At 39.9% G+C, this 20,666-nt stretch carries 18 protein-coding genes and 2 tRNA genes; 17 read left to right on the top strand and 3 right to left on the bottom strand.

The window, feature by feature from the left end; translation table 11 throughout:
- Nucleotides 1-216 precede the first annotated feature (216 nt).
- The 4 genes from O0V13_RS11340 (at nt 217) to O0V13_RS11325 (ending at nt 3,121) form a co-directional block, all read left to right on the top strand.
- Nucleotides 217-1,185 (top strand): DUF4421 domain-containing protein, encoded by a 969-nt coding sequence (locus O0V13_RS11340; protein ID WP_268035076.1) that lies wholly within the window; start codon nt 217-219, stop codon nt 1,183-1,185.
- Between the two features lie 61 nt (nt 1,186-1,246).
- The gene (gene amaB, locus O0V13_RS11335; protein ID WP_268035075.1) at nt 1,247-2,791 is read left to right on the top strand and encodes an L-piperidine-6-carboxylate dehydrogenase; all 1,545 of its coding nucleotides are present in this window, start codon (nt 1,247-1,249) and stop codon (nt 2,789-2,791) included.
- A 157-nt stretch (nt 2,792-2,948) separates the two neighbouring features.
- Nucleotides 2,949-3,023, top strand: a tRNA-Val gene (locus O0V13_RS11330).
- A 23-nt stretch (nt 3,024-3,046) separates the two neighbouring features.
- Nucleotides 3,047-3,121 (top strand) — tRNA-Val (locus tag O0V13_RS11325).
- 95 nt (nt 3,122-3,216) lie between these two features.
- Here O0V13_RS11325 and O0V13_RS11320 read toward each other — a convergent pair.
- The gene (locus O0V13_RS11320; protein ID WP_268035074.1) at nt 3,217-5,043 is read right to left on the bottom strand and encodes a TonB-dependent receptor plug domain-containing protein; all 1,827 of its coding nucleotides are present in this window, start codon (nt 5,041-5,043) and stop codon (nt 3,217-3,219) included.
- Between the two features lie 161 nt (nt 5,044-5,204).
- On the opposite strand from O0V13_RS11320, the gene O0V13_RS11315 reads away from it, so the two are divergent.
- The gene (locus O0V13_RS11315; protein WP_268035073.1) at nt 5,205-7,157 is read left to right on the top strand and encodes a M1 family metallopeptidase; all 1,953 of its coding nucleotides are present in this window, start codon (nt 5,205-5,207) and stop codon (nt 7,155-7,157) included.
- Between the two features lie 42 nt (nt 7,158-7,199).
- On the opposite strand, the gene O0V13_RS11310 is transcribed toward O0V13_RS11315, so the two are convergent.
- A complete protein-coding gene (locus O0V13_RS11310) occupies nt 7,200-7,634 on the bottom strand; it encodes a VOC family protein (protein ID WP_268035072.1) in 435 nt (144 codons plus the stop codon).
- 122 nt (nt 7,635-7,756) lie between these two features.
- A complete protein-coding gene (locus tag O0V13_RS11305) occupies nt 7,757-9,418 on the bottom strand; it encodes a S41 family peptidase (RefSeq protein WP_268035071.1) in 1,662 nt (553 codons plus the stop codon).
- A 162-nt stretch (nt 9,419-9,580) separates the two neighbouring features.
- Between O0V13_RS11305 and O0V13_RS11300 the strand changes: the two genes are divergently transcribed.
- From O0V13_RS11300 to O0V13_RS11245, 12 genes are all read left to right on the top strand, one after another.
- Nucleotides 9,581-10,339 (top strand): hemerythrin domain-containing protein, encoded by a 759-nt coding sequence (locus tag O0V13_RS11300; RefSeq protein WP_268035070.1) that lies wholly within the window; start codon nt 9,581-9,583, stop codon nt 10,337-10,339.
- On the top strand, nt 10,339-10,752 hold the full coding sequence (ruvX, locus tag O0V13_RS11295; RefSeq protein WP_268035069.1) for a Holliday junction resolvase RuvX: 414 nt from the start codon (nt 10,339-10,341) through the stop codon (nt 10,750-10,752). Before O0V13_RS11300 ends, ruvX begins: the two co-directional genes overlap by 1 nt.
- On the top strand, nt 10,749-11,303 hold the full coding sequence (gene def, locus O0V13_RS11290; RefSeq protein ID WP_073570917.1) for a peptide deformylase: 555 nt from the start codon (nt 10,749-10,751) through the stop codon (nt 11,301-11,303). The genes ruvX and def overlap by 4 nt, the downstream gene beginning before the upstream one ends.
- A gap of 1 nt (nt 11,304) precedes the next feature.
- A complete protein-coding gene (locus O0V13_RS11285; RefSeq protein ID WP_268035068.1) occupies nt 11,305-12,105 on the top strand; it encodes an amidohydrolase in 801 nt (266 codons plus the stop codon).
- A 189-nt stretch (nt 12,106-12,294) separates the two neighbouring features.
- Complete coding sequence (locus O0V13_RS11280) at nt 12,295-14,526, top strand: NADP-dependent isocitrate dehydrogenase (RefSeq protein WP_268035067.1); 2,232 nt, start codon at nt 12,295-12,297, stop codon at nt 14,524-14,526.
- 171 nt (nt 14,527-14,697) lie between these two features.
- Nucleotides 14,698-15,426, top strand: a complete 729-nt coding sequence (locus O0V13_RS11275; RefSeq protein ID WP_268035066.1) for a LytR/AlgR family response regulator transcription factor — start codon at nt 14,698-14,700, stop codon at nt 15,424-15,426.
- Nucleotides 15,413-18,400, top strand: coding sequence for a histidine kinase (locus O0V13_RS11270; RefSeq protein ID WP_268035065.1), 2,988 nt, complete (start codon nt 15,413-15,415; stop codon nt 18,398-18,400). Before O0V13_RS11275 ends, O0V13_RS11270 begins: the two co-directional genes overlap by 14 nt.
- A gap of 147 nt (nt 18,401-18,547) precedes the next feature.
- A complete protein-coding gene (locus tag O0V13_RS11265; RefSeq protein ID WP_268035064.1) occupies nt 18,548-18,781 on the top strand; it encodes a hypothetical protein in 234 nt (77 codons plus the stop codon).
- A gap of 10 nt (nt 18,782-18,791) precedes the next feature.
- Entirely contained in the window at nt 18,792-19,322 is a 531-nt protein-coding gene (locus O0V13_RS11260; protein ID WP_268035063.1) for a hypothetical protein, read from the top strand.
- A 6-nt stretch (nt 19,323-19,328) separates the two neighbouring features.
- Nucleotides 19,329-19,904 carry a hypothetical protein gene (locus O0V13_RS11255; protein ID WP_268035062.1) on the top strand — a complete coding sequence of 192 codons (576 nt, stop codon included), beginning with the start codon at nt 19,329-19,331 and terminating at the stop codon, nt 19,902-19,904.
- Between the two features lie 32 nt (nt 19,905-19,936).
- Nucleotides 19,937-20,188, top strand: coding sequence for a hypothetical protein (locus O0V13_RS11250; protein WP_268035061.1), 252 nt, complete (start codon nt 19,937-19,939; stop codon nt 20,186-20,188).
- 8 nt (nt 20,189-20,196) lie between these two features.
- On the top strand, nt 20,197-20,637 hold the full coding sequence (locus tag O0V13_RS11245) for a hypothetical protein (RefSeq protein WP_268035060.1): 441 nt from the start codon (nt 20,197-20,199) through the stop codon (nt 20,635-20,637).
- The last annotated feature ends 29 nt before the right edge of the window (nt 20,638-20,666 follow it).

The following is a 20,666-nucleotide window of genomic DNA, read 5'->3' as shown; positions in this document are numbered from 1 at the left end:
TTAAACAACTTTTGTCAACTATTCTTTTTAAATCCCGAGGTTTTAACACCTCTAATTTTCGAACTCTATATGTTTTCTAAAGAAATCCGGGGCGACCACCCGGATTTCTTTTTGCCTAAATATTTCAGATTTTAGAGCTGTAATATTCTGGATATGCGCCTCAAAATTGGATTAGTTTTATTGATGTTGATTTTTTTTATGAATGTGTCAAACCTTATGGCGCAGAAATCAAGTTTTGATTCCAATTATGTGGAGGAACATCCTGAATTGTTGGGTTTACGACTTTATTTTTCAAAAAAGTACACCAATTTGGTGGTCTATGTTCCGCGAGAAACTAGAAGGTATGTTTTTGAGCCGAATTCTGGGAATAATCTAGGGATTGGGTTTACCTATCAAAGGTTCACTTTAAACTTGGCAATGCCTTTGGGGTTTATGAATCAAAATAGGCAGAAAGACTGGCCATTTTACCTTGATCTACAATCTCATGTTTATCCCAAAAAAATGATCATTGACCTTTTTGGTCAATTTTATACTGGATATTCCATCAGTGCGGATCAATTAAATAATTCGACGGAGAAATACTTGAGAGAAGATCTGAAACTTCGGCAATACGGGATCAATTTTAATTACCTTTTCAATGGAGATAGGATTTCTGTTCAGGCGTCTTTTAATCAATCTATGATCCAAAAAAAGTCTGCATTCTCGCCCTTTGTAGGATTTGAAATGTACGGCGGGACTATGCAAGGGGATTCTTTATTGATACCGTCTTCAGAAGCTCAATCAGAATTGAATTTTTATAAAGCGAAATATTTTCAAGCCGGCCCAAATGCAGGTTTCGCGGGGACTTTGGTTTTTGGAAAAGGGTTTTATCTGACTGGGGTTGCCTCAGCAAATTTGAGTATCGGTTTTGCTGACTGGGAAAATGAAACGCAAAGTTTTAAGAAAGTGGGTGCCATTCCTACCTTTTTTGTCAGGGGGTTTGCCGGATATAATTCTGAGCGTTTTTCAATCAACGCGAATTACATTTTAAAAAATGTAGAATTAGTTCGTGATGGGCCTTTTGAGCAGGCAGTCAATACAGGGAATTACCGGATCAATTTTGTTTACAAATTGTCGGTGAGTGAAAAATTCAGACAAAAATTCAGGAAGGTTAATCCACTTCGATTGATCAATAAAGATTTGTAGAAACTTTTGGGCTGGAAAAGCCATTTCTTTAGCTTTGGTCATAATCCAAAATAATAAGAGCATGAATGATAGATTTGGAATAGCTGAATCATTGAAAAACCTAGGGATTCAAAAAGAAAACCTTGGGGTATCAACGGGTGAAAAGTGGCTTGATTCAGGAGAATCCTATATTCCTTCGATTTCTCCAGCTGATGGAGAGGTGATTGCAACAGTTCAGGTTGCTAGTTCAGAAACGTACGAAGAAGTAATCTCTGCAGCTCAAATAGCTTTTGAAAAGTGGCGTTTGGTTCCTGCTCCGCAAAGAGGAGAAATTGTCCGAGAAATCGGGAATGCTTTAAGAGAAAAAAAAGCAGATTTAGGTAAGTTGGTTTCCTATGAAATGGGTAAATCCTACCAAGAGGGTTTGGGTGAGGTTCAGGAAATGATTGATATCTGTGATTTTGCTGTAGGCCTTTCTCGACAGCTGTATGGGTTGACCATGCATTCTGAGCGTCCTGGACATAGGATGTATGAGCAATGGCATCCGTTGGGGATTGTAGGGATTATTTCTGCCTTCAATTTCCCTGTTGCTGTTTGGTCTTGGAATACAGCTTTGGCATGGGTTTGTGGAGATGTGTGCGTGTGGAAGCCTTCCGAAAAAGCTCCTTTATCAGGTATCGCCTGTCAGAATATTGTCAGTAAAATTTTCAAGAAGCATGATTTACCAGAAGGGATTTCCTCTCTGATCATCGGAGATTACAAAGTTGGGGAAATGCTTTCTCATGATGCTAGAGTTCCTTTGGTTTCCGCAACTGGATCTACCCGTATGGGGAAATTGGTTGGTAAAGCCGTTGGTGAGCGATTAGGTAGGTCTTTACTTGAGCTAGGTGGAAATAATGCCATCATCATTACCAAAGATGCTGATCTGGATATGGCTATCAGAGGGGCTTTGTTTGGGGCGGTTGGAACTGCCGGACAGAGATGTACCTCAACGCGAAGATTGATTATTCAAGAAGAGGTGTTTGATGAGGTTGCAAAGAGGTTGGCCTCTGCTTATTCTAAATTGGTGATCGGTAATCCTCTGGATGAAAAGAATCATGTGGGACCGGTAATCGATCAAGATGCTGTAAAAATGTATGAAGCCGCAATTGAGAAAGTGAAAGCTGAAGGAGGTACAGAAGTGGTTGCTGGAGGGGTTTTGACAGGTGTTGGCTTTGAGTCTGGTTGCTATGTGAAGCCTGCGATCTATGAAGCTGAAAATCATTTTGAGATTGTGCAACACGAGACTTTTGCGCCGATCCTTTATTTAATCAAATACAAAACTATTGGAGAGGCGATTGCTATACAGAATGGAGTGCCTCAGGGGCTCTCTTCAGCGATCATGACTACGAATATGAGAGAAGCAGAAGCCTTCCTTTCTGTGGCTGGTTCTGACTGTGGGATAGCAAATGTAAATATAGGCACATCAGGTGCTGAGATCGGTGGAGCATTTGGAGGTGAAAAAGAAACCGGTGGTGGAAGAGAATCTGGTTCTGATGCTTGGAAAGCCTATATGAGAAGACAGACCAATACGATTAATTATTCCACTGCTTTGCCACTGGCGCAAGGGATTAAGTTTGATATTTAAATAAGAAATACCAGTCAGAATCATGGCTGGTAATTTTATTTGAAAATATTTTGTCTCATTTTCAGTCTGTTATAATTTTTGGGTTAGAAATTGTTTGCCTAATTCAAAATTGAAACTACCTTTGCATTCCCTTTCGGACGGAAAGAGAACAAAATATGGGAGCTTAGCTCAGTTGGTTCAGAGCATCTGCCTTACAAGCAGAGGGTCGGGGGTTCGAATCCCTCAGCTCCCACTTCCATATTATTTACCCATTTCGGGAGCTTAGCTCAGTTGGTTCAGAGCATCTGCCTTACAAGCAGAGGGTCGGGGGTTCGAATCCCTCAGCTCCCACATTAGCCTCAGAGAAATCTGGGGCTTTGTTGTTTTATTAGCATATAAAAAAAGCCTCCAAGAAAAATTCTTGGAGGCTTTTTTTGTCATTTGAACTATTCCAGATTCAGCATAAATCCAGCTCTAAACCATCGATGAGGCATCTGAACTGTTCCTGACTCGATATAGTCTGTGTTGGTGATATTGGAGGCCTCGGCAAAGAATCCAATTTTACCCATTCTGTTGTAGTCCATTCTCATATCCAAAAGGAAGTAAGGATCCTGACTCACTCTTTCTACATAGCGCATTTTGGTATTCCATTCCAGTTTTTGACCTATTCCAATCAAAGCGCCACCGATTATCTGGTTTTTCAAGGCAGTGAATGCGTATCGAGTCTCTACACCTGGCTGATTGACCAAACTGGCATCGATATAATTATACGATACTTGGAATTCTTTTACTCTTACCGTAGATGGGGTACTGGCAAACCGATAGGCAAAAGAAGCTTCAATTCCATTGAATTTGACTTCATTGAAGTTTTGAGGCTGCCATGGGGTTTCTTCGTCTGGGCGAGTCCATTCGATCAGATCATCTGTATTTCTGTTGAAGTAAACCAATTCAGCAAAAAGACCCGATTGATTCCATTTGGCACCGATCTCAAAGTTTTGCGCTTGTTCAGGCTTCAATTCAGGATTCCCGACATTAGTAGGGCCTTGGTAGTACAAGTCCGTATAAGTTGGGATTCTAAAGCTTTTTCCAACCCCCGTGTAAAATCTTAATTCTTCGGTAGCTTGGAAACCAACTTCCATTCCTGGGAAGTGTTTCCAACCATAGTCGTTGTAATAGTTGCTGTAAATGCCTGCTCGAACATCAAATCCGCCTTTCAGATTGACTAAATGCTCCAAAAAGACTCCAGTGAGAGTTCTATCGTGATTTCCCAAATTGGTACTTTCGATTTTTTCCTCTCTGGCCTCTAGGCCAAAACCTGTAGTACCCAATTTACTCTGGTAGGTTCCATTGGTTTCAAGTGCATAGGTATTGGAGGTATGGAAGTTTTGATAAAACTCAGGTTCGTTTCTTCTCAATCGGTATTCATCTTCATTTTTTCTCCAGTAAGCTCTTGTGTTCAATTTAAATCTCTCCTGAGAAAAAGTATGGCTCAAGGCACCAACGGTTGTCTGAATGCTTTCCCATTGATCTGGAAATGCACTTGTGTAAAAGCCATTTGCTCCAAAACTTCTGTCAGTATAGGCAATCATTCCGCGTAGTGAGTGTTTTTCGTTGATAGCAATTCCATTTTCGTAGAAAATATTACTGACCTGATAATCTGAATTGTACCAATGTCCATTGGACTCATCATAAGATACGGCAAGGTTTTGCTTAAAGCCTCCTGCAGGAAGGGAGCCGGCGAAATTGATTCCTTTCATGCCGAAATCTCCTCCGTATCCTTGAACTCTAAGGCTTCTACGATCAGAAAGTTTAGTGATGACATTAACTGCTCCTGCATAGGCATTCTGTCCGAAAATTCTCGATCCCGGACCTTTCAATACTTCCACTCGATCAATATTGATCATGGGCACTGGAATATTCATCATGTGATGCCCTGACTGAGGATCTGTCAGTTTGATACCATTCAAAAGCATCAAAGTTTGATTAAATGAACCGCCTCGAATTCCGATGTCGGCCTGGACTCCAGTGACACCTCTTTGTCTAACATCCACGCCTGGAACAAAAGCCAAAACTTCCTGAAGGCTTCTTGCTGGTGTAGTTTCCAATTGTGGTTTGGTGACCACTGAAATGTTCCTGCTCTGCTTGGAAAATGGGATTTGAATTCGGTTTTCCTGAATAATTATTTCATCCAGATTTTGGGTAGTGCTGTCATTTTGGGCATTCACATGTAGTGCTAACATGCTAAAGATTGCCGGGAAAAACAGTTTTTTCATTGGGTAGTAAGGATAATTAAGGAGTAAAAATGATTTGATAAAAATCAAATTCCAATTTTTAGGCTTTTGTAAAAATTCGTTAAGCATTTACCACTTGTGAAAAAGCCTCTTGGTGAATTTAAAGAAGACCTTAATTTTGAGCTTCCTAAAAACTAAAACCCATGATTAAAAGAATTATTTCGGGTTTGATGTTTTCGACTTTGTTGGCTAGCTCTGCTGCTTTTGCTCAACAAGGTTATGAAAGCAATCAAGCTGACTTTGGAGAATTTATGGACAGAAAGGGTACCTATACCCGGACTGCCTCAGGAAAACCAAGTGAAAACTATTGGCAAAACAGAGCAGACTATCAGATCGAGGCTACTCTTGACGATGAGGCTCATGTTTTGACTGGTAAGATTACGGTTACTTATACCAACAATAGCCCAGAGACTTTGGACTTTGTTTGGATGCAATTGGAACAAAATAGATTTACTCCAGACTCGCGTGGAACTTTGACAACACCAGTTCAAGGAAATAGATACAATGGTGATGTAGATGGAGGTTTTGATATCACCGGCCTACAGGCAAAGGTAGGTTCCAAAGGCTCCGTATCTGACAAGCATATTATTTCTGACACCAGAATGCAGGTTTGGTTCAATGAACCACTTCCAGCTAAAGGTGGAAAAGCTACCATTGCTATGAATTTCTCTTTCAAAGTCCCTGAAAAAGGAATGGATAGAATGGGGAGATTAGAAGTAGAGGATGGTTGGATCTACGCCTTTGCACAATGGTATCCTAAAATGGCCGTATTCGATGATATCGAAGGGTGGAATATCGAACCGTATTTGGGTGCTGGTGAATTCTATTTGGAGTATGGGGACTTTGATTACAAAATCACAGTTCCTTACGATCACATCGTTGTGGGATCTGGGAAATTGATGAATCCGAAAGAGGTCCTTTCTAAAGAGCTTCAAGATCGCTATGCGAAAGCTCAGGCAAGTGATGAAACAGTAATGTTGGTTGCTCCAGATGAGATCAAAAACACAGAATTGACCCGTCCAAAGCAAGACGGAATGATTACTTGGCATTTTCTAATTGAAAATTCCAGAGATGCAGCTTTTGCTACTTCCAGAGCATTTATTTGGGATGCAGCAAAGATCGATTTGCCTAGTGGAAAGACCATTTTGGCACAATCTGTATATCCTAAAGAATCAGAAGGACAGGAAGCTTGGGGTAGATCTACTGAGTATTCAAAAGCTTCAATTGAGTATTATTCCAACATGTGGTATGAATTCCCTTATGCGTCTGCAACAAACGTGGCTGCAGCGATCGGAGGAATGGAATATCCTGGATTGAATTTCTGTCATTATACTTCCAAAGGTCGTGGACTTTGGGGAGTGACTGACCATGAGTTTGGTCACAACTGGTTCCCAATGATTGTGGGATCAAACGAAAGACGTTATCCATGGATGGATGAGGGATTCAATACCTTTATCAACCATTATAGTACCTTGGCTTTCAATAATGGAGAATATCCTTCAACTTTAAATGAAACTAGAAAATTCAATAATTATTTCTTGAATGATGATCGTGAAGGGATTGATACTTATCCTGATGTGGTGAATATTTCCAATTTGGGAATGACTGCTTACAGAAAGCCTGGTATGGGATTGGTTGTTCTGAGAGAATATATCTTGGGACATGAGAGATTTGATAATGCATTCAGATCCTATATCAAAACTTGGGCATTCAAGCATCCGCAGCCTTCAGATTTCTTCAATCATATGGAAAATGTATCCGGCGAAAATCTTTCCTGGTTCTGGAAAGGCTGGTTCTATGGAAATGGAAATATTGACTTGGCAATTGATGGTGTTTACCCTTATGCTGGTAAGTCTTTGGTTGTTGTTTCAAACAAAGGAGATATCCCTATGCCGGTAGTATTAGAAGTTGAGTTTGAAGATGGAAGCAAAAAACTAGAAACTCTACCAGTGGAAATCTGGCAAAGAGGTGATACTTGGGCTCACATCATCGATTCTGATAAAAAGGTGGTTGGCGTAACTATCGATCCACACAAGATTGTTCCGGATATCAATATTTCGAATGATTCTTGGCCACAAAAAATATATGAGGATTAACTAAATGGAAAGCCCGATCAATTTTGATCGGGCTTTCATTTTTCAGTAATCGTCGTTGATTTCCAACCAATATCCGTCTGGATCCTGAATATAAATTTGTCTTACACCATCAGGGCGGGTGGTGATTTTTCCTTTTTCACCAGGCCAATCTTCAAAAGGGTAGTCGGTAGATCTGAGTCTTTCGATGAAACCATCCATATCTTTCATGCTAAAGCAAAGGTGGTTGGTTTTGGATATTTCGGTAGGGGTATCGACTCTTTCGATCAGGTGAAGTGCAGAACCTCCTCCGATATCATACCAGGCGTGAATTCCATCTTTAAATGGCTCGTCTATTTCTTGCAATTTCAAAATTGACTCATAAAAATCTTTACTTTCCTTTAGGTCTGAAACATGGACCGCTATATGGTTGGTTTTGATTTGAGCAAATGTGTTTTGGGCAAAAAGCAAAACAGCCGCAATTGCTAATAACTTCTTCATAGGTTATGATATTTTGGATTTGAGAATTTCAATCTAAAGCTTTTTCGAAAACATTCTCAGGCATTGACAAAAAAAAGAGGCTTCCCGATTTCTGGAAAGCCTCTAGATATATAATTTTCAGCTTATTCTTCTTCCTCTTGATTTGCAGGACTAAGATCAGTTGCCATCGCTATTCGCTGAGCTTCATCAAATAGCTTTAACGCATGTAAATAAACTTCGTTGATGTCATTGACTACCATATAGAAGGCGTCGTCATCATATAGCTGCCTTCCCAAATGGGCCTTCATCAATGTTCTCAAGTATTCTTTGGACTTGTTGAAGTCTGTGGCGTCATACTTCACTTTGTTCTTTTCACCGACTTTCACCACGTCTTGTAGCATGGCATCTGTGAACTTGAAGTCTTTGTAGTAATCCTCTACACTGATGTCAGCAAATTTGTCTTTGTTCTTTTCAGTATAATCCAAAACATATTCCCTTGGAGTATCTGAATTGAAAAGTCTGTTGACATAGGCAGAACTTAGTGCTGTATCTAATGGAACGAAGTAGTCAGGCATGATTCCTCCGCCACCATAAACGATTCGGCCTTTGCTGGTGTGATATTTCAAGCTGTCGTTGAATTTGATACTGTCAGCTGAGAAGAATTCACCATGCTCATAACGCTCAATGAAATCTCTTTCATACTCCTCATGGTTTGCCTCGTATGGCTTCTGAATTGATCTTCCTGAAGGAGTGTAATATCTGGCAATGGTTAATCTCAACTCGGCTCCATCGGAAAGGTCGATTGGCATCTGAACCAAACCCTTACCGAAAGATCTTCTACCTACGATCAATCCGCGGTCATTATCCTGAATGGCTCCAGCAAGAATTTCTGAAGCAGAAGCAGATCCTTCATTGACCAAAACGATCACAGATCCTTCTTCGAAGGTTCCCGGTCTGAAAGCAAATGCCTTTTGGCTGTATTGATCAACTTTTCCTTCTTGAGAAACAATCAAAGCCCTATCTGCCAGGATTTCATCAGCAATGTTGATTGCAGCTCCCATGTATCCCCCTGGATTTCCTTGAAGGTCAATGATCAGTTTCTTCATTCCTTTTTCCTTCAATTCGGCAACAGACTCTTTGAATTCATCAAAAGTAGTAGCCGCAAATCGAGTGATTTTAATGTAACCAATCTCATTATTGACCATGTAGGAAGCATTGATACTGTACTGAGGGATTTTATCCCTAGTAATATCAAAAGTGATCAGTTCAGGTTGATTTTTTCTCTTAATATCTACAACCACCTGCGAACCTTTTGGTCCACGAAGCAAATCAAATACGTCTCTATTGGTAATGCCTGTTCCGGCTACGGTTTTCCCATCTACATTGATGATTTGGTCTCCGGACTGGATTCCCAGAGCCTCAGATGGTCCGCCTGTCAAGGGGGCTACCACATATATGGTATCTCGGATAATCCCGAACTCAACCCCAATTCCATCAAACTCTCCATCCAATTGAGATTGTGCCAATGAAGCGTCTCTAGCTGGGATGTAACTGGAGTGAGGATCTAGGTTCTCGAGCATTTTGGTAATGCCATATTCAACCAAGTCATTGGTGTTGACACTATCCACATAGTCCCTGTTGATATAAGTCATAATTTCCTGAAGCTTATAAAGAGCAGCTCTCAGGTCATTTTGATTACTTTTGGGTTCTGCAAATGTGGCTCCGATCCAAATACCGGCCGAAATAGCCAAAGCTAGGATGATAGGAAGCCTTATTTGTGATTTTGAATTCTTTGTCTCGCTCACGATTTTAAACTTTCGTTGGTTATTTTCTAATCAATAAACTACTGCCAAAAAGGAGAGTTTAAAAGATGTTTGTGATAAACTTAGTAAAAGTTTATACGATGGGATCAGATAAAGGTCGGATAAAATCCCCAGATTTCTGTTAAAATAAATTATTTTTGTGAAATGCAAACAGAGCAAAATTTCAATAAACTATTAGTAGGCGACCTGGTGTCAGAAAACTATGTTTTTGCTTCTGTTCTGCATTATTTCGGTATCAGCTTTTATCAATACCCTACTCACTCTTTGGAGCAAGTATGTAAAAAGCATCGGGTAAGACCGAATCAGTTGATTTCTGAATTGGAATCTTGGGCTGCTAGAAAGGAGCCGACCACCGAAGAGCTTTACTTGAATCCTATTGAAGTGTTGGTGGCTTACCTGAAAAAGAAGCACTATTACTTTGTTCGTCAGGAATTGCCTTTTTTATCCAATTTGATTTCCGGGATTTCTCCTGAACAAGAGTTTCAGGGTCTGATGAATGACCTGAGAATCATGTTTCCGCTATTCGTGGAGGATTTTATTCACCATATTCATGAGGAGGAAAGCAGGCTATTCAAAAGGATTGAATTGCTTCAGGATATCGAGGATGGGAATTTTGCATTGCATGATGCTTTGACTATTCTGAAAAAAGATCCGATCAAATCCCTAGCTGACGAACATGAGATTCATGATGATGAAATGCAAGGAATCCGGAAGTTGACTTCTGATTACACTCTTGCTGAAGATGCTCCATTGACTATGAAAGTTCTGTACCACGAGTTGCAAAACTTCGAGCAAGAACTAATTATTCATGCCCAAATTGAGGATGAATTGCTATTTCCAAAGGCCATAGAACTGGAAAAAGAAGCAATCAGAAAAATCACAAACAAAATCAAAATAAACTAATGCCCAGAGTTATAGCTATTGATCTGGGAACCAAGCGCACAGGTTTGGCCGTTACCGATCCTTTGCAAATGCTTGCCAATCCCCTAGAGACAATCGAGACCTCGACTTTGCTGGAATATTTGAAAAAGTATTTCGAAAGGGAAGAAGTAGAAGCAATCGTCTTGGGCTATCCAAGGAAATTGAATGGGGAGGAAACGGAAATGACTCCGAAAGTGTTTGCGATGAAGGAAAAGCTGGAAGCTACCTTTCCTGAAAAGAAAATTGAATTGATTGATGAGCGCTTTACCTCCAAAATGGCCATGCAGTCTATGATCGCCATGGGGAGTAAAAAGAAGGACCGGAAAGAGAAGTCCGGGAACCTGGATAAGGTAAGTGCCGCAATCATATTACAGTCGTATTTAGATAGAAAATGATATACCCAATTGTTGCTTACGGAAACCCGATCTTGAAGCGGGAAGCAGAAGAAATTGAAGAAGGAAAAGAGCTGAACAACTTGATTGAGGATATGTTCGCTACCATGGACCATGCAAGTGGTGTGGGGTTGGCTGCTCCTCAGATCAATCAGGGAGTTCGTCTATTTGTCATCGATAGTACCTTGATGCTAGATGAAGATGATGAAGAAAAGGGAGTCAGAAGAGCATTTATCAATCCGATCATCTTGGATGAATATGGCGACAAATTCTCGTTTGAGGAAGGTTGTTTGAGTATTCCGGATGTAAGAGCCGAAATTATTCGTCCTGAGACATTGACGATTGAGTATTTTGATGAAAACTGGAACCTGAAAGAGGAGGAGTTTTCTGGTATGACTGCCCGCGTGATCCAGCATGAGTACGATCATTTGGAAGGGATCCTTTTTGTTGATTATCTCAAAGGCTTAAAGAAAAGGTTGGTGCAGTCCAAGCTGATCGAAGTGAGCAAAGGAAAAGTGTCTACGGATTATAGAATGATCTATCCGGTCAAATAATTTGAATTCTCCTCTTAACATAGCGATTGTTCAAACCGATCTTTATTGGAAAGATAAAGTGGCCAATCTGGCAATGCTAGAGGAGAAGATTTGGGGGGTTGAGGAAGAAGTTGACTTGATTATTCTTCCTGAAATGTTCCCAACGGGCTTTAGCATGGATGCCAAGGAGCTTGCTGAGCCGATGAACTTGACAGTTTGCAAATGGATGAAGCAAATGGCGGCTCAAAAAAAAGCGGTCATTTGTGGAAGTGCGATCATTGTCGATGGAAGCAAATACTTCAATCGCTTCCTTTGGGTGGAGCCGGATGGCAAAATCCAGTCTTATGATAAGCGCCATTTGTTCAGAATGGCAAAGGAGCATGATCACTTTTCTCCTGGGAAATCACAGCCAGTTTTTGAATGGAAAGGCTGGAAGATACTTCCACAGGTTTGCTATGACTTAAGATTTCCAATTTGGTCTAGAAATCATCATGATTCTGAAGGTATGGCTTTCGATCTGATGATATATGTGGCATCCTGGCCAGCGCCAAGAGCATCGGCATGGGATATTTTATTGCCAGCCAGAGCTGTTGAAAATCTCTCATATTCTATAGGTGTCAATCGGGTAGGGACTGATGGGAATCAAATTCCATACGTCGGCCATTCATCTGCTTTTGATTTCAAAGGCAACACATTACTTCAATTGGGAGAAAATGAATCCATCGGAGTGGTCACCTTAAATAAGGAGGAGCTTTTAGCATATCGTGAGAAGTTTCCAGCTTGGATGGATTCTGATAGTTTCGAGATCAAAGCAAGAAACTGATATTCGGATTGACACTCGGTTTTTCAAATCCATTAATGGAATTTGATACAAGGATATTTTCCGTATTTTAGCCCCGCAATTTTCTAGCTCTTTTTCTCCTTTTTCTATTGAAATTTCAGTGGATGATTCGAATGGAATCTCTGAATTGAGAAAAATGACATTTAATACCTATTTCGTATAGTTTTAATCATGAGCAATCAGACCCCTAAAATTCTTTACACCTTAACGGATGAGGCGCCAGCGTTAGCGACCTATTCCTTACTTCCTATTGTACAGGCTTTCACCAAGTCTGCTGATGTAGTTGTTGAAACAAGAGATATCTCTCTTTCCGGAAGAATTATCTCCAATTTCCCTGAATTCTTGAAGCCAGAGCAGCAGATCGGTGATGCATTGGCTGAATTGGGTGAAATCGCGAAAACTCCTGAAGCAAATATTGTAAAGCTTCCAAATATCTCTGCCTCAGTTCCACAATTGAAGGCGGCGATCAAAGAATTGCAAGCAAAAGGCTATGCTTTGCCAGACTATCCTGAGGAACCAAAAACCGACGAGGAGAAATCAATCAAAGCAAAATATGATAAAATCAAAGGCTCGGCTGTAAACCCGGTTTTGAGAGAAGGTAACTCTGATAGAAGGGCTCCTCAAGCGGTAAAAGCTTATGCTAAAAAGCATCCACACTCCATGGGTAAGTGGTCTCCAGACTCCAAGTCTGAGGTTGCTAGTATGACCGAAGGAGATTTCTATGGAAGTGAAAAATCTGCAACTCTTGCAGAAGCAACCAACGTTTCTATTGAACTGAATGGTGCTGATGGCCAGAAAGAAGTTTTGAAGTCAGGATTGAAACTTCAAAAAGGTGAAGTGATTGACGCTTCTACCATGAGCATTGCTGCATTGAAATCTTTCTTGAAGAAAGTAAAGGCGGAAGCAAAAGCTGCAGGAGTACTTTTCTCTCTTCATATGAAAGCTACCATGATGAAGGTTTCTGATCCTATCATCTTTGGGCATGCTGTTAAAGTGTTCTTCGAGCCGGTATTTACAAAGCATGCTGCCGCTTTGGAATCAGCTGGAGTTGATGTTAACAATGGTTTTGGTGATTTGTTGGCTAGCATTGAAAAGCTTCCGGCTGATCAAAAAGCAGCTATCCTTGCTGATATTGATGCATGTTATGCAGATAGCCCGGATTTGGCAATGGTAAATTCCGATAAAGGAATTACCAACCTTCACGTACCTTCAGATGTGATTATCGACGCATCCATGCCTGCGATGATCAGAAGTTCTGGTCAGATGTGGAACAAAGCTGGAAAGCTTCAAGATACAATCGCTGTTATTCCAGACAGAAGTTATGCTGGTGTATATCAAGCAACCATAGATTTTTGTAAAAAACATGGTGCTTTTGATCCTTCTACCATGGGCTCTGTTCCTAACGTAGGTTTGATGGCTCAAAAGGCTGAGGAATATGGTTCTCATGACAAGACTTTTGAAATCCCATTTGACGGAACTGTTGAGGTGAAGGCTGAAGATGGATCAGTATTATTGAGTCATTCTGTAGAGAAAGGCGATATCTGGAGAATGTGTCAGACCAAAGATGCACCTATCCAAGATTGGGTGAAATTGGCTGTTACAAGAGCTAGACTTTCCAATACGCCGGCCGTATTCTGGTTGGATCCACAAAGAGCTCACGATGCTGAGTTGATCAAAAAAGTAAATACCTACCTTCCTGAGCACGATACGGATGGTTTGGAAATTCATATCATGTCTCCGATTGAGGCGACTAATTTCTCTTTGGCTAGAATCAAAGAAGGATTGGATACCATTTCAGTTACTGGTAACGTGTTGAGAGATTACTTGACTGATTTGTTCCCTATTTTGGAACTAGGTACCAGTGCAAAAATGCTTTCAATCGTTCCTTTGATGAATGGTGGAGGTTTGTTTGAAACAGGTGCGGGTGGTTCAGCGCCTAAGCACGTGGAGCAGTTCACTTCAGAAGGCCATTTGAGATGGGATTCTTTGGGTGAATTCTTGGCATTGGCAGTTTCCTTGGAGCATTTGGGCCAAACTTTCCATAATGAAAAAGCTTTGCTATTGGCAGAGACGCTTGATGCAGCAACAGGAAAGTGGTTGGAAAATGACAAATCTCCTGCTCGTGTAGTAGGTAAATTAGATAACAGAGGTAGCCACTTTTACTTAGCAATGTATTGGGCCGAGGCTTTGGCTACGCAGAGTAAAGACACAGGGCTTCAAACTAAGTTTGCTCCGATTGCAAAAGCTTTGGAAGAAAAGGCAGCTCAAATCGAGGCTGAATTGAATGGTTCTCAAGGAACAGCTGTAGATATCGGAGGATATTACAGGCCTGATGAGGCGAAAGCTTCCACAGCGATGAGGCCAAGCGTAACTTTGAATGAAATTTTAGCTGAGTTAGCTTGATAGTAAAGTAAAAACTTAGGAAGCCAGGCAGAATTGTCTGGCTTTTTTGCTTTTAAAATGTGAGTTTTAAAAAAGACCATTCGCTTATTTATTAAAACATTACACTGGTATAATTTCTCATTCTTTTAGAATTAATTTTTCAATCTTAATTTTTAAAAACACATACAATAAATGATCAGAACAATTCTTGTTGATGATGAGAATCATGCCTTAGACTCAATGGAAATTCTTTTAGATAGGAATTTCCCTGGGAAATTTGAAGTACTTGCAAAATGTAATTCTGTGGATCAAGCCTTGCCGGAAATCCAGAGGTATGAGCCGGAACTGATTTTTTTAGATATCCAAATGCCTCAAAAAAATGGATTTAATTTGCTTGAAAGTGTTCCGCATAGAGAATTTGAGGTGATTTTTACAACAGCCCATCAGGATTATGGAATAGAAGCAATTAAAAATGAAGCATTTGACTATCTGCTTAAACCAATCGATGTAATCGAGCTCAACAAGACAATTTCTCGGTACCTGAATAAACTTAAGTCTAAAGAAGACGCTGAGGTGAAGTTGGAGAGCCAGCTTCGTGGAAATCAAATGATCAGACTGAAATCCCAAACGCACGAAGACTTTGTCTCTTTGGATGAGATTCTTTATTTGGAGGCTTCTGGTAACTACACTGTGTTTCATTTAGAAAGCGGAGAAAAACTAACAGTCACCAAGCTTTTGCTCCATTATGAAAAACGGTTAAAGTCCAGTAATCTTTTTACTCGGGTGCATGATAAGATCCTGGTGAATTGTACCAAAATGCATCGCTATGAGAAAAGGGAGGGGATAATGGTCTTGAAGAACGGCGACAAAATCTCTGTTTCTGTTAGGAAGAGTGCAAATTTGAAAGATGGTTTTTATTAAGAAGCTGTTTTTTCTTTTTTGGATCTTCCTAGCGGTAGGAGGTTCAGTACATTCTCAGCAGGTTCCATCTCATAATTTTACTACAGCCGATGGGCTTCCCAATAATGCTATCAGATCGCTTTTGGTAGATTCTAGGGGGATTTTGTGGATTGGTACTGAAAACGGGCTTTCCAAATATGAAAATGGTATTTTTCAAAACTTCTTTGAGGAAGATGGTTTGGGCTTTAATAGTTGCTGGGCCATAGCCGAAGACAAAAATGGAAATCTGTGGTTTGGAAGTTATGGTGGAGGGGTCTCTGTCTTTGACGGGAGTGAATTTCATGTTTTCACGAAAGATGATGGCTTGACTGATAATAGGATCAGACGATTTTATGCCTATCAGGATCTGATGCTAATCGGGACTGAAGATGGAGTTAGTATTGCTGATATTAAAACTTTTAGCATTCAACCTATTACCTCTTCTCAAAAGGAAAATGATCTCAATTATACAACTGGCTTTTTTGAAAATGGAGGCCAATTGTTTTTTACCACATATCGCAGTGGAACTTATAGATTGGACCTCTCAGGCCATAGTTCCAAAGTCTCTCTTGTAAATGAATGGTTTCCGATTTATTCAATTTTTCAGAAGGGGGAAGATTTATTTTTGGCGGATAAAGGGTCTATCAAGAAAGTACGACTTCCTGATTTTTTGAAAGGAGAGATTCCTTCTGATAGCTTCGGGCAGTCCATTGTCTGGCAAGAACTGGAAGGTCTCCAAGGAGAAAGTTTACTGATTGCTGCCAGTACATTTTCCAAAGATGGAGGGGTGTTTCGCTATAGTGATGGGATTTTGGAAAATCTCAATGCTTGGTTTGGTGTTGAGTCCAAATTTATTCAAGCGGGGGCTATCGACAAAGATCGGAATTTGCTTTTTCTTGGCTCTCAAACCAAAGGTCTTTATCAGGTTAGATTGGATGATGCAATCATCTATGAGAAACTGGATCAATTAGAAGTAAAGGGGCTTGCAGGAGACAGCGAGAAGTTCGGCATTTTGACGAATCATGGGCTTGAAATTCGTGATGCAAATGGTGATGTGAGATTTGCCAAAGCAGTAGACTTGAAGGAAAAACAAGAAGAGTTCTACAGGTTTTATCCTTCCCAAATCCCCAAACATAGTGATGGTTTTTTTGAATTGGACCCGAATATTCCTGCCGAAGAGATTGAGTTTTACGAATTGCATCAGCAGGCGGGATCCTATTGGGCAAATTCGAATATTGGGATTTTTCAGTTGAGCCAAGATGGAAAGGTCCAGAACTACCTTCCGGTTCATGCCTATACCATTGGTTTCACTCCATCAGGCGAATTATTGGAGACAAGTCCTTATGCCGGGGTTCGTATTTATTCCGATCCAGCCGAGTTGGAATACCGCTATTATCAGCCAGATCATCCTCACACTCCATTGCAAATAGCGCAAGTGATCACTTCACAAAACCGGACTTTTTTAGCCTCCGTCTTCCATGGGTTGTATCAGTATGAAAATCAGAAGTTTTTGTCCTACAAAAATGCCGACATCTGGGGGGAATTGAAGTTTAAAACCTTGCATGATTTGGGAGAAGGGGAGCTGCTGGTTGGGACAGAGTTTGGAGATCTTTATCAGATTCAAGTCGATTCAGAATTCGAAATCCTGAGAAAATGGCCGAAAGAAGAGTTGTTGGGAACCTCTATTCTTTTTATCGAATCCTTCCAAGATGTATTCCTTATCGGAACCGAACTTGGTCTTCATATTTTGAAGGGAGATGAGATTCGATTTTGGTCTCAAAGTGGAGGTGATTTTGATCGAGTTTACAAAAATGCGAAGCGGATTGGTGATAAATTGTATATCGGGCTGGACAAGGGGTTGTATGTGCTGGATATTCCAAAGTTGATTTCAAAGGAATATGTTCCTGTTCAATTGGCTATATCTGAGCTTAAGGTCAACGCAAAACCTATTTCGGCATCTCAATTTCGTTGGTTTGTCTATCAGGGAGGACAGTTGAATCTGGGTTCTCAAGAAAATTCCCTGACAATTCGCTTCCATCCAAATGGAAATTTGAGTGAAAGTAGACTTCGATACCGCTTTCGAATCAAACCCGAAGCGGATTGGACAGAGTTTAGTGATGAGCAGCTCATTGAATTGACTTTTCTGCCCTCAGGCTATTATCAATTGGAGGTGGAAACTCAGGATTTGTTTTCCGGGAAAATTTCAAAGTCAGAATTGCTTAGCTTCTCAATTGCTAGGCCTTACTTTTTGCAAAATTGGTTTTTGATTTTAATTGGATTGGGCTTATTAGGATTGTTTTTCTTGATTTACCAAATAAGGATGAAGCAAGTGAAAAATAGGTCTCAGCTCAAGGAAAGATTGACTGAGCTCAAACTGGAAGCATTGCAATCCCAGATGAATCCGCATTTTATTTTCAATGCGATCAATAGCATTCAATATTATATCTTGAAAAAAGACACTTCTCAGGCCTTAGACTACTTAACCAAGTTTAGCCGGTTGATTCGCAGTACCCTAGATCAAAGCAGTAAAAGCCAAATTACGTTGAAAGTGGAGCTTGATTATCTAAAAAGCTACATCGAAGTGGAAAATATAAGAATGGATAATCGTGTCCATTGGACGATTTCTGGGAATGCTTTGAATCGGCATGAAGAAATTCTGATTCCTCCCATGATTATACAGCCTTTGGTGGAAAATGTATTCAATCATGCCTTTGCTGTCGAGCACCCTAATCCCAAATTGACGATCACTTATGATCTCTTGCCCAATCATCGCCTTCTCTGTATCGTCAAGGACAATGGTACAGGTATGCAAAACACAGGGGGAACCCATGAACCCAAAGGCATTAAAATGATCCGTGAAAAGCTCAGTCTTTTACTAGGCTATACTACCAAAAGCCTCCAAATTCACTCCAGTTCCAATGGATGTGAGGTGCGCGTGGTGATTTTTTGTGGGTAAAAAGCGACACTTATACAGGGTTTTGGGGCAGGTGTTAAATCTGTTTATTTGATAAATCTCAACGATTTATCTTCCTCAAAATATATCTAAGAAATGGGCTTGTTAAACACTGATTGTCCGCGATGTGGAAGCGAGACGGTTTTCATAATGGATTTTGCCACGAATGTCCAGAATGCGATTGCATTGATGATGAGGAAGTGGACGATGACCAAAACTAAATCAAAAAAAATGGCAAAAGGAGATTATTCATCAAAATGGGGAGGCTCAAGAAATGCCTATGAAAAAGGGCAAAGAGATTCAAAGTACACTTTCTTTAATCGACTTATCGATGTGATTGGAGATATTGCGAAAGCCGTTTCGGAATCAAACAAAAGAAGGTAATCAATATCATATGAGCTGGGGCACAAAAGAACAAAAAGGAGAGTTGCTTCTTCTTGGGCTAACTGCTGGTTTATCCTTCCTTAATAATCTATCTATGGAAAGTGATAAATACCAAAAGGAAGCTAAAGAAAACATTAACTCTATTGATGAAAAAGAATTAAAAAGAATTCTTGAAATCAATGAGGAGTATTCTACTAGAATTTATAACCTATTAAATGACACGGAACTGGGTTGTAAATTCAAAAAGACAGAAGAGATTTTTTTAATGGTAATTGAAATCATCATGCTGGATTTGGAGTATGATTACTATGAAATTATTCAAAACTTCACAAATAGCTTTGATAACGAGGATTTTATAAGGTCTCATGAATTAGCCATTAAACTCAGGGAGAAAAGATTAAAAGAGGAATATGAGGAAAACTTAAAGGTTTATCAGGAATCTTTATTAGAATATCAAGAGAAGAAAAAAAGTCAAAGCTTTTTTAAATCTATTTTTGGAGAGGCGCTAGTGGAGCCAATGAAACCAATTTTAAGAAGTTGACACAAGATGAGACACTTACTGTTTAGTATTTTAACAGTCTTTATATTTAAAGGTCTTGTTTATTTTGATATTCTTCAAGAAGGCGATTTGAATAGACCAATTAAAATTGAGGTTAATATAACAGGACCCAGTTTTGGTGTTTCTAATGAGGAAAAGATTTTTTTTGATATTATTGATGGCAAAACGAGGGTTGGAGATAGTTATTTTGATAATTATGATTTAGTTGATGTTAATGGTAAGACCTATGTTGTTGATATGGGTTTGGAAAAGGCTCAACTTCATGAGTATACTGTTACTAAGCGCATCAAAAGAAATTTTCATCTTTTGAATTCTCAGAAGTTGTTTTCATGGTTTTCTTATTTAGTCCTACTTGCAATTATAGGTTATGTTGTTTTAGTAGTCGTCCCTGATAGAGGAGTGTTGTTAGGTGTGTTATATATGATGTTCCTAGTGCTGATATATATAATTCCAGTATTTTTTATCTTAGGTTTTTTAGGCTTGTCGGGATGGGTGGGTTTGTTTTTTTTGATTCTTTACTTTCTAATAGATTTTTTAATGGTTTCATTTTTAGTTGGAGACTAACAATGAAGATTTAATCTGGAAAATATTTAACTATGCCCACCCACCTCTGCGAATACTGCGGTACGCCTTCTCCTTCAATCACAATGCTGACCAGTATGACTTGTCCTCGGCATCCAAGGGGAGCGAATCAGGGAAAGCATAAGCTATACGAAGGAGGGGAGAAGCGGATCTATACCTGTAAATTTTGCGGGATCACGAATCCAAGTCTCGCCAATCTTACATCTATGAAATGTCCACATCATCCTGATGGGCATAGTAATGGGTTTCATTCCCCAGCACTTTAATTAAAAACATGTCAAGACCCTATCATCGAGGAGAAATCAATAAGGCTTTTGAAAAAATTAAAGCCAAGCTCCATTCTGAGGCTGTTTTGAAAGGGCGGGGTAGAGCGTTCTATTTCGATTCTTACACAGGAAATGAACTCAGAGGCGGAGATCCTTATGATTATGATCATGTATATCCTTCTGAGATGATCCATACTTTACTGAAGGATGATTTTACTGATGAAGAGATTGCCGAAATCGTCAATCTTCGGGAAAATATTGCAGTTACCTTGAGGGCGATCAATCAATCAAAGGGAAAGAAGAATCCTGAAGTTTGGATGAAAGAAGAAGCGTTAGTTAATCATGGGTTAATTGATTTAGGAAAGGTAAACGACGCTGTTTTTGCTGCAAAATCAGCAATCAACAAGAAAATTAAACAGATGAGTGGAGGTTCCTGCGCAGGTATTTAAATAAGTGCTACGGATATGAAAAATCAACA

It is taken from the genome of Algoriphagus sp. PAP.12 (genome assembly GCF_026652115.1).
Classification (GTDB): Bacteria; Bacteroidota; Bacteroidia; order Cytophagales; family Cyclobacteriaceae; genus Algoriphagus.
This window is presented reverse-complemented; position numbering and strand designations above follow the sequence as displayed.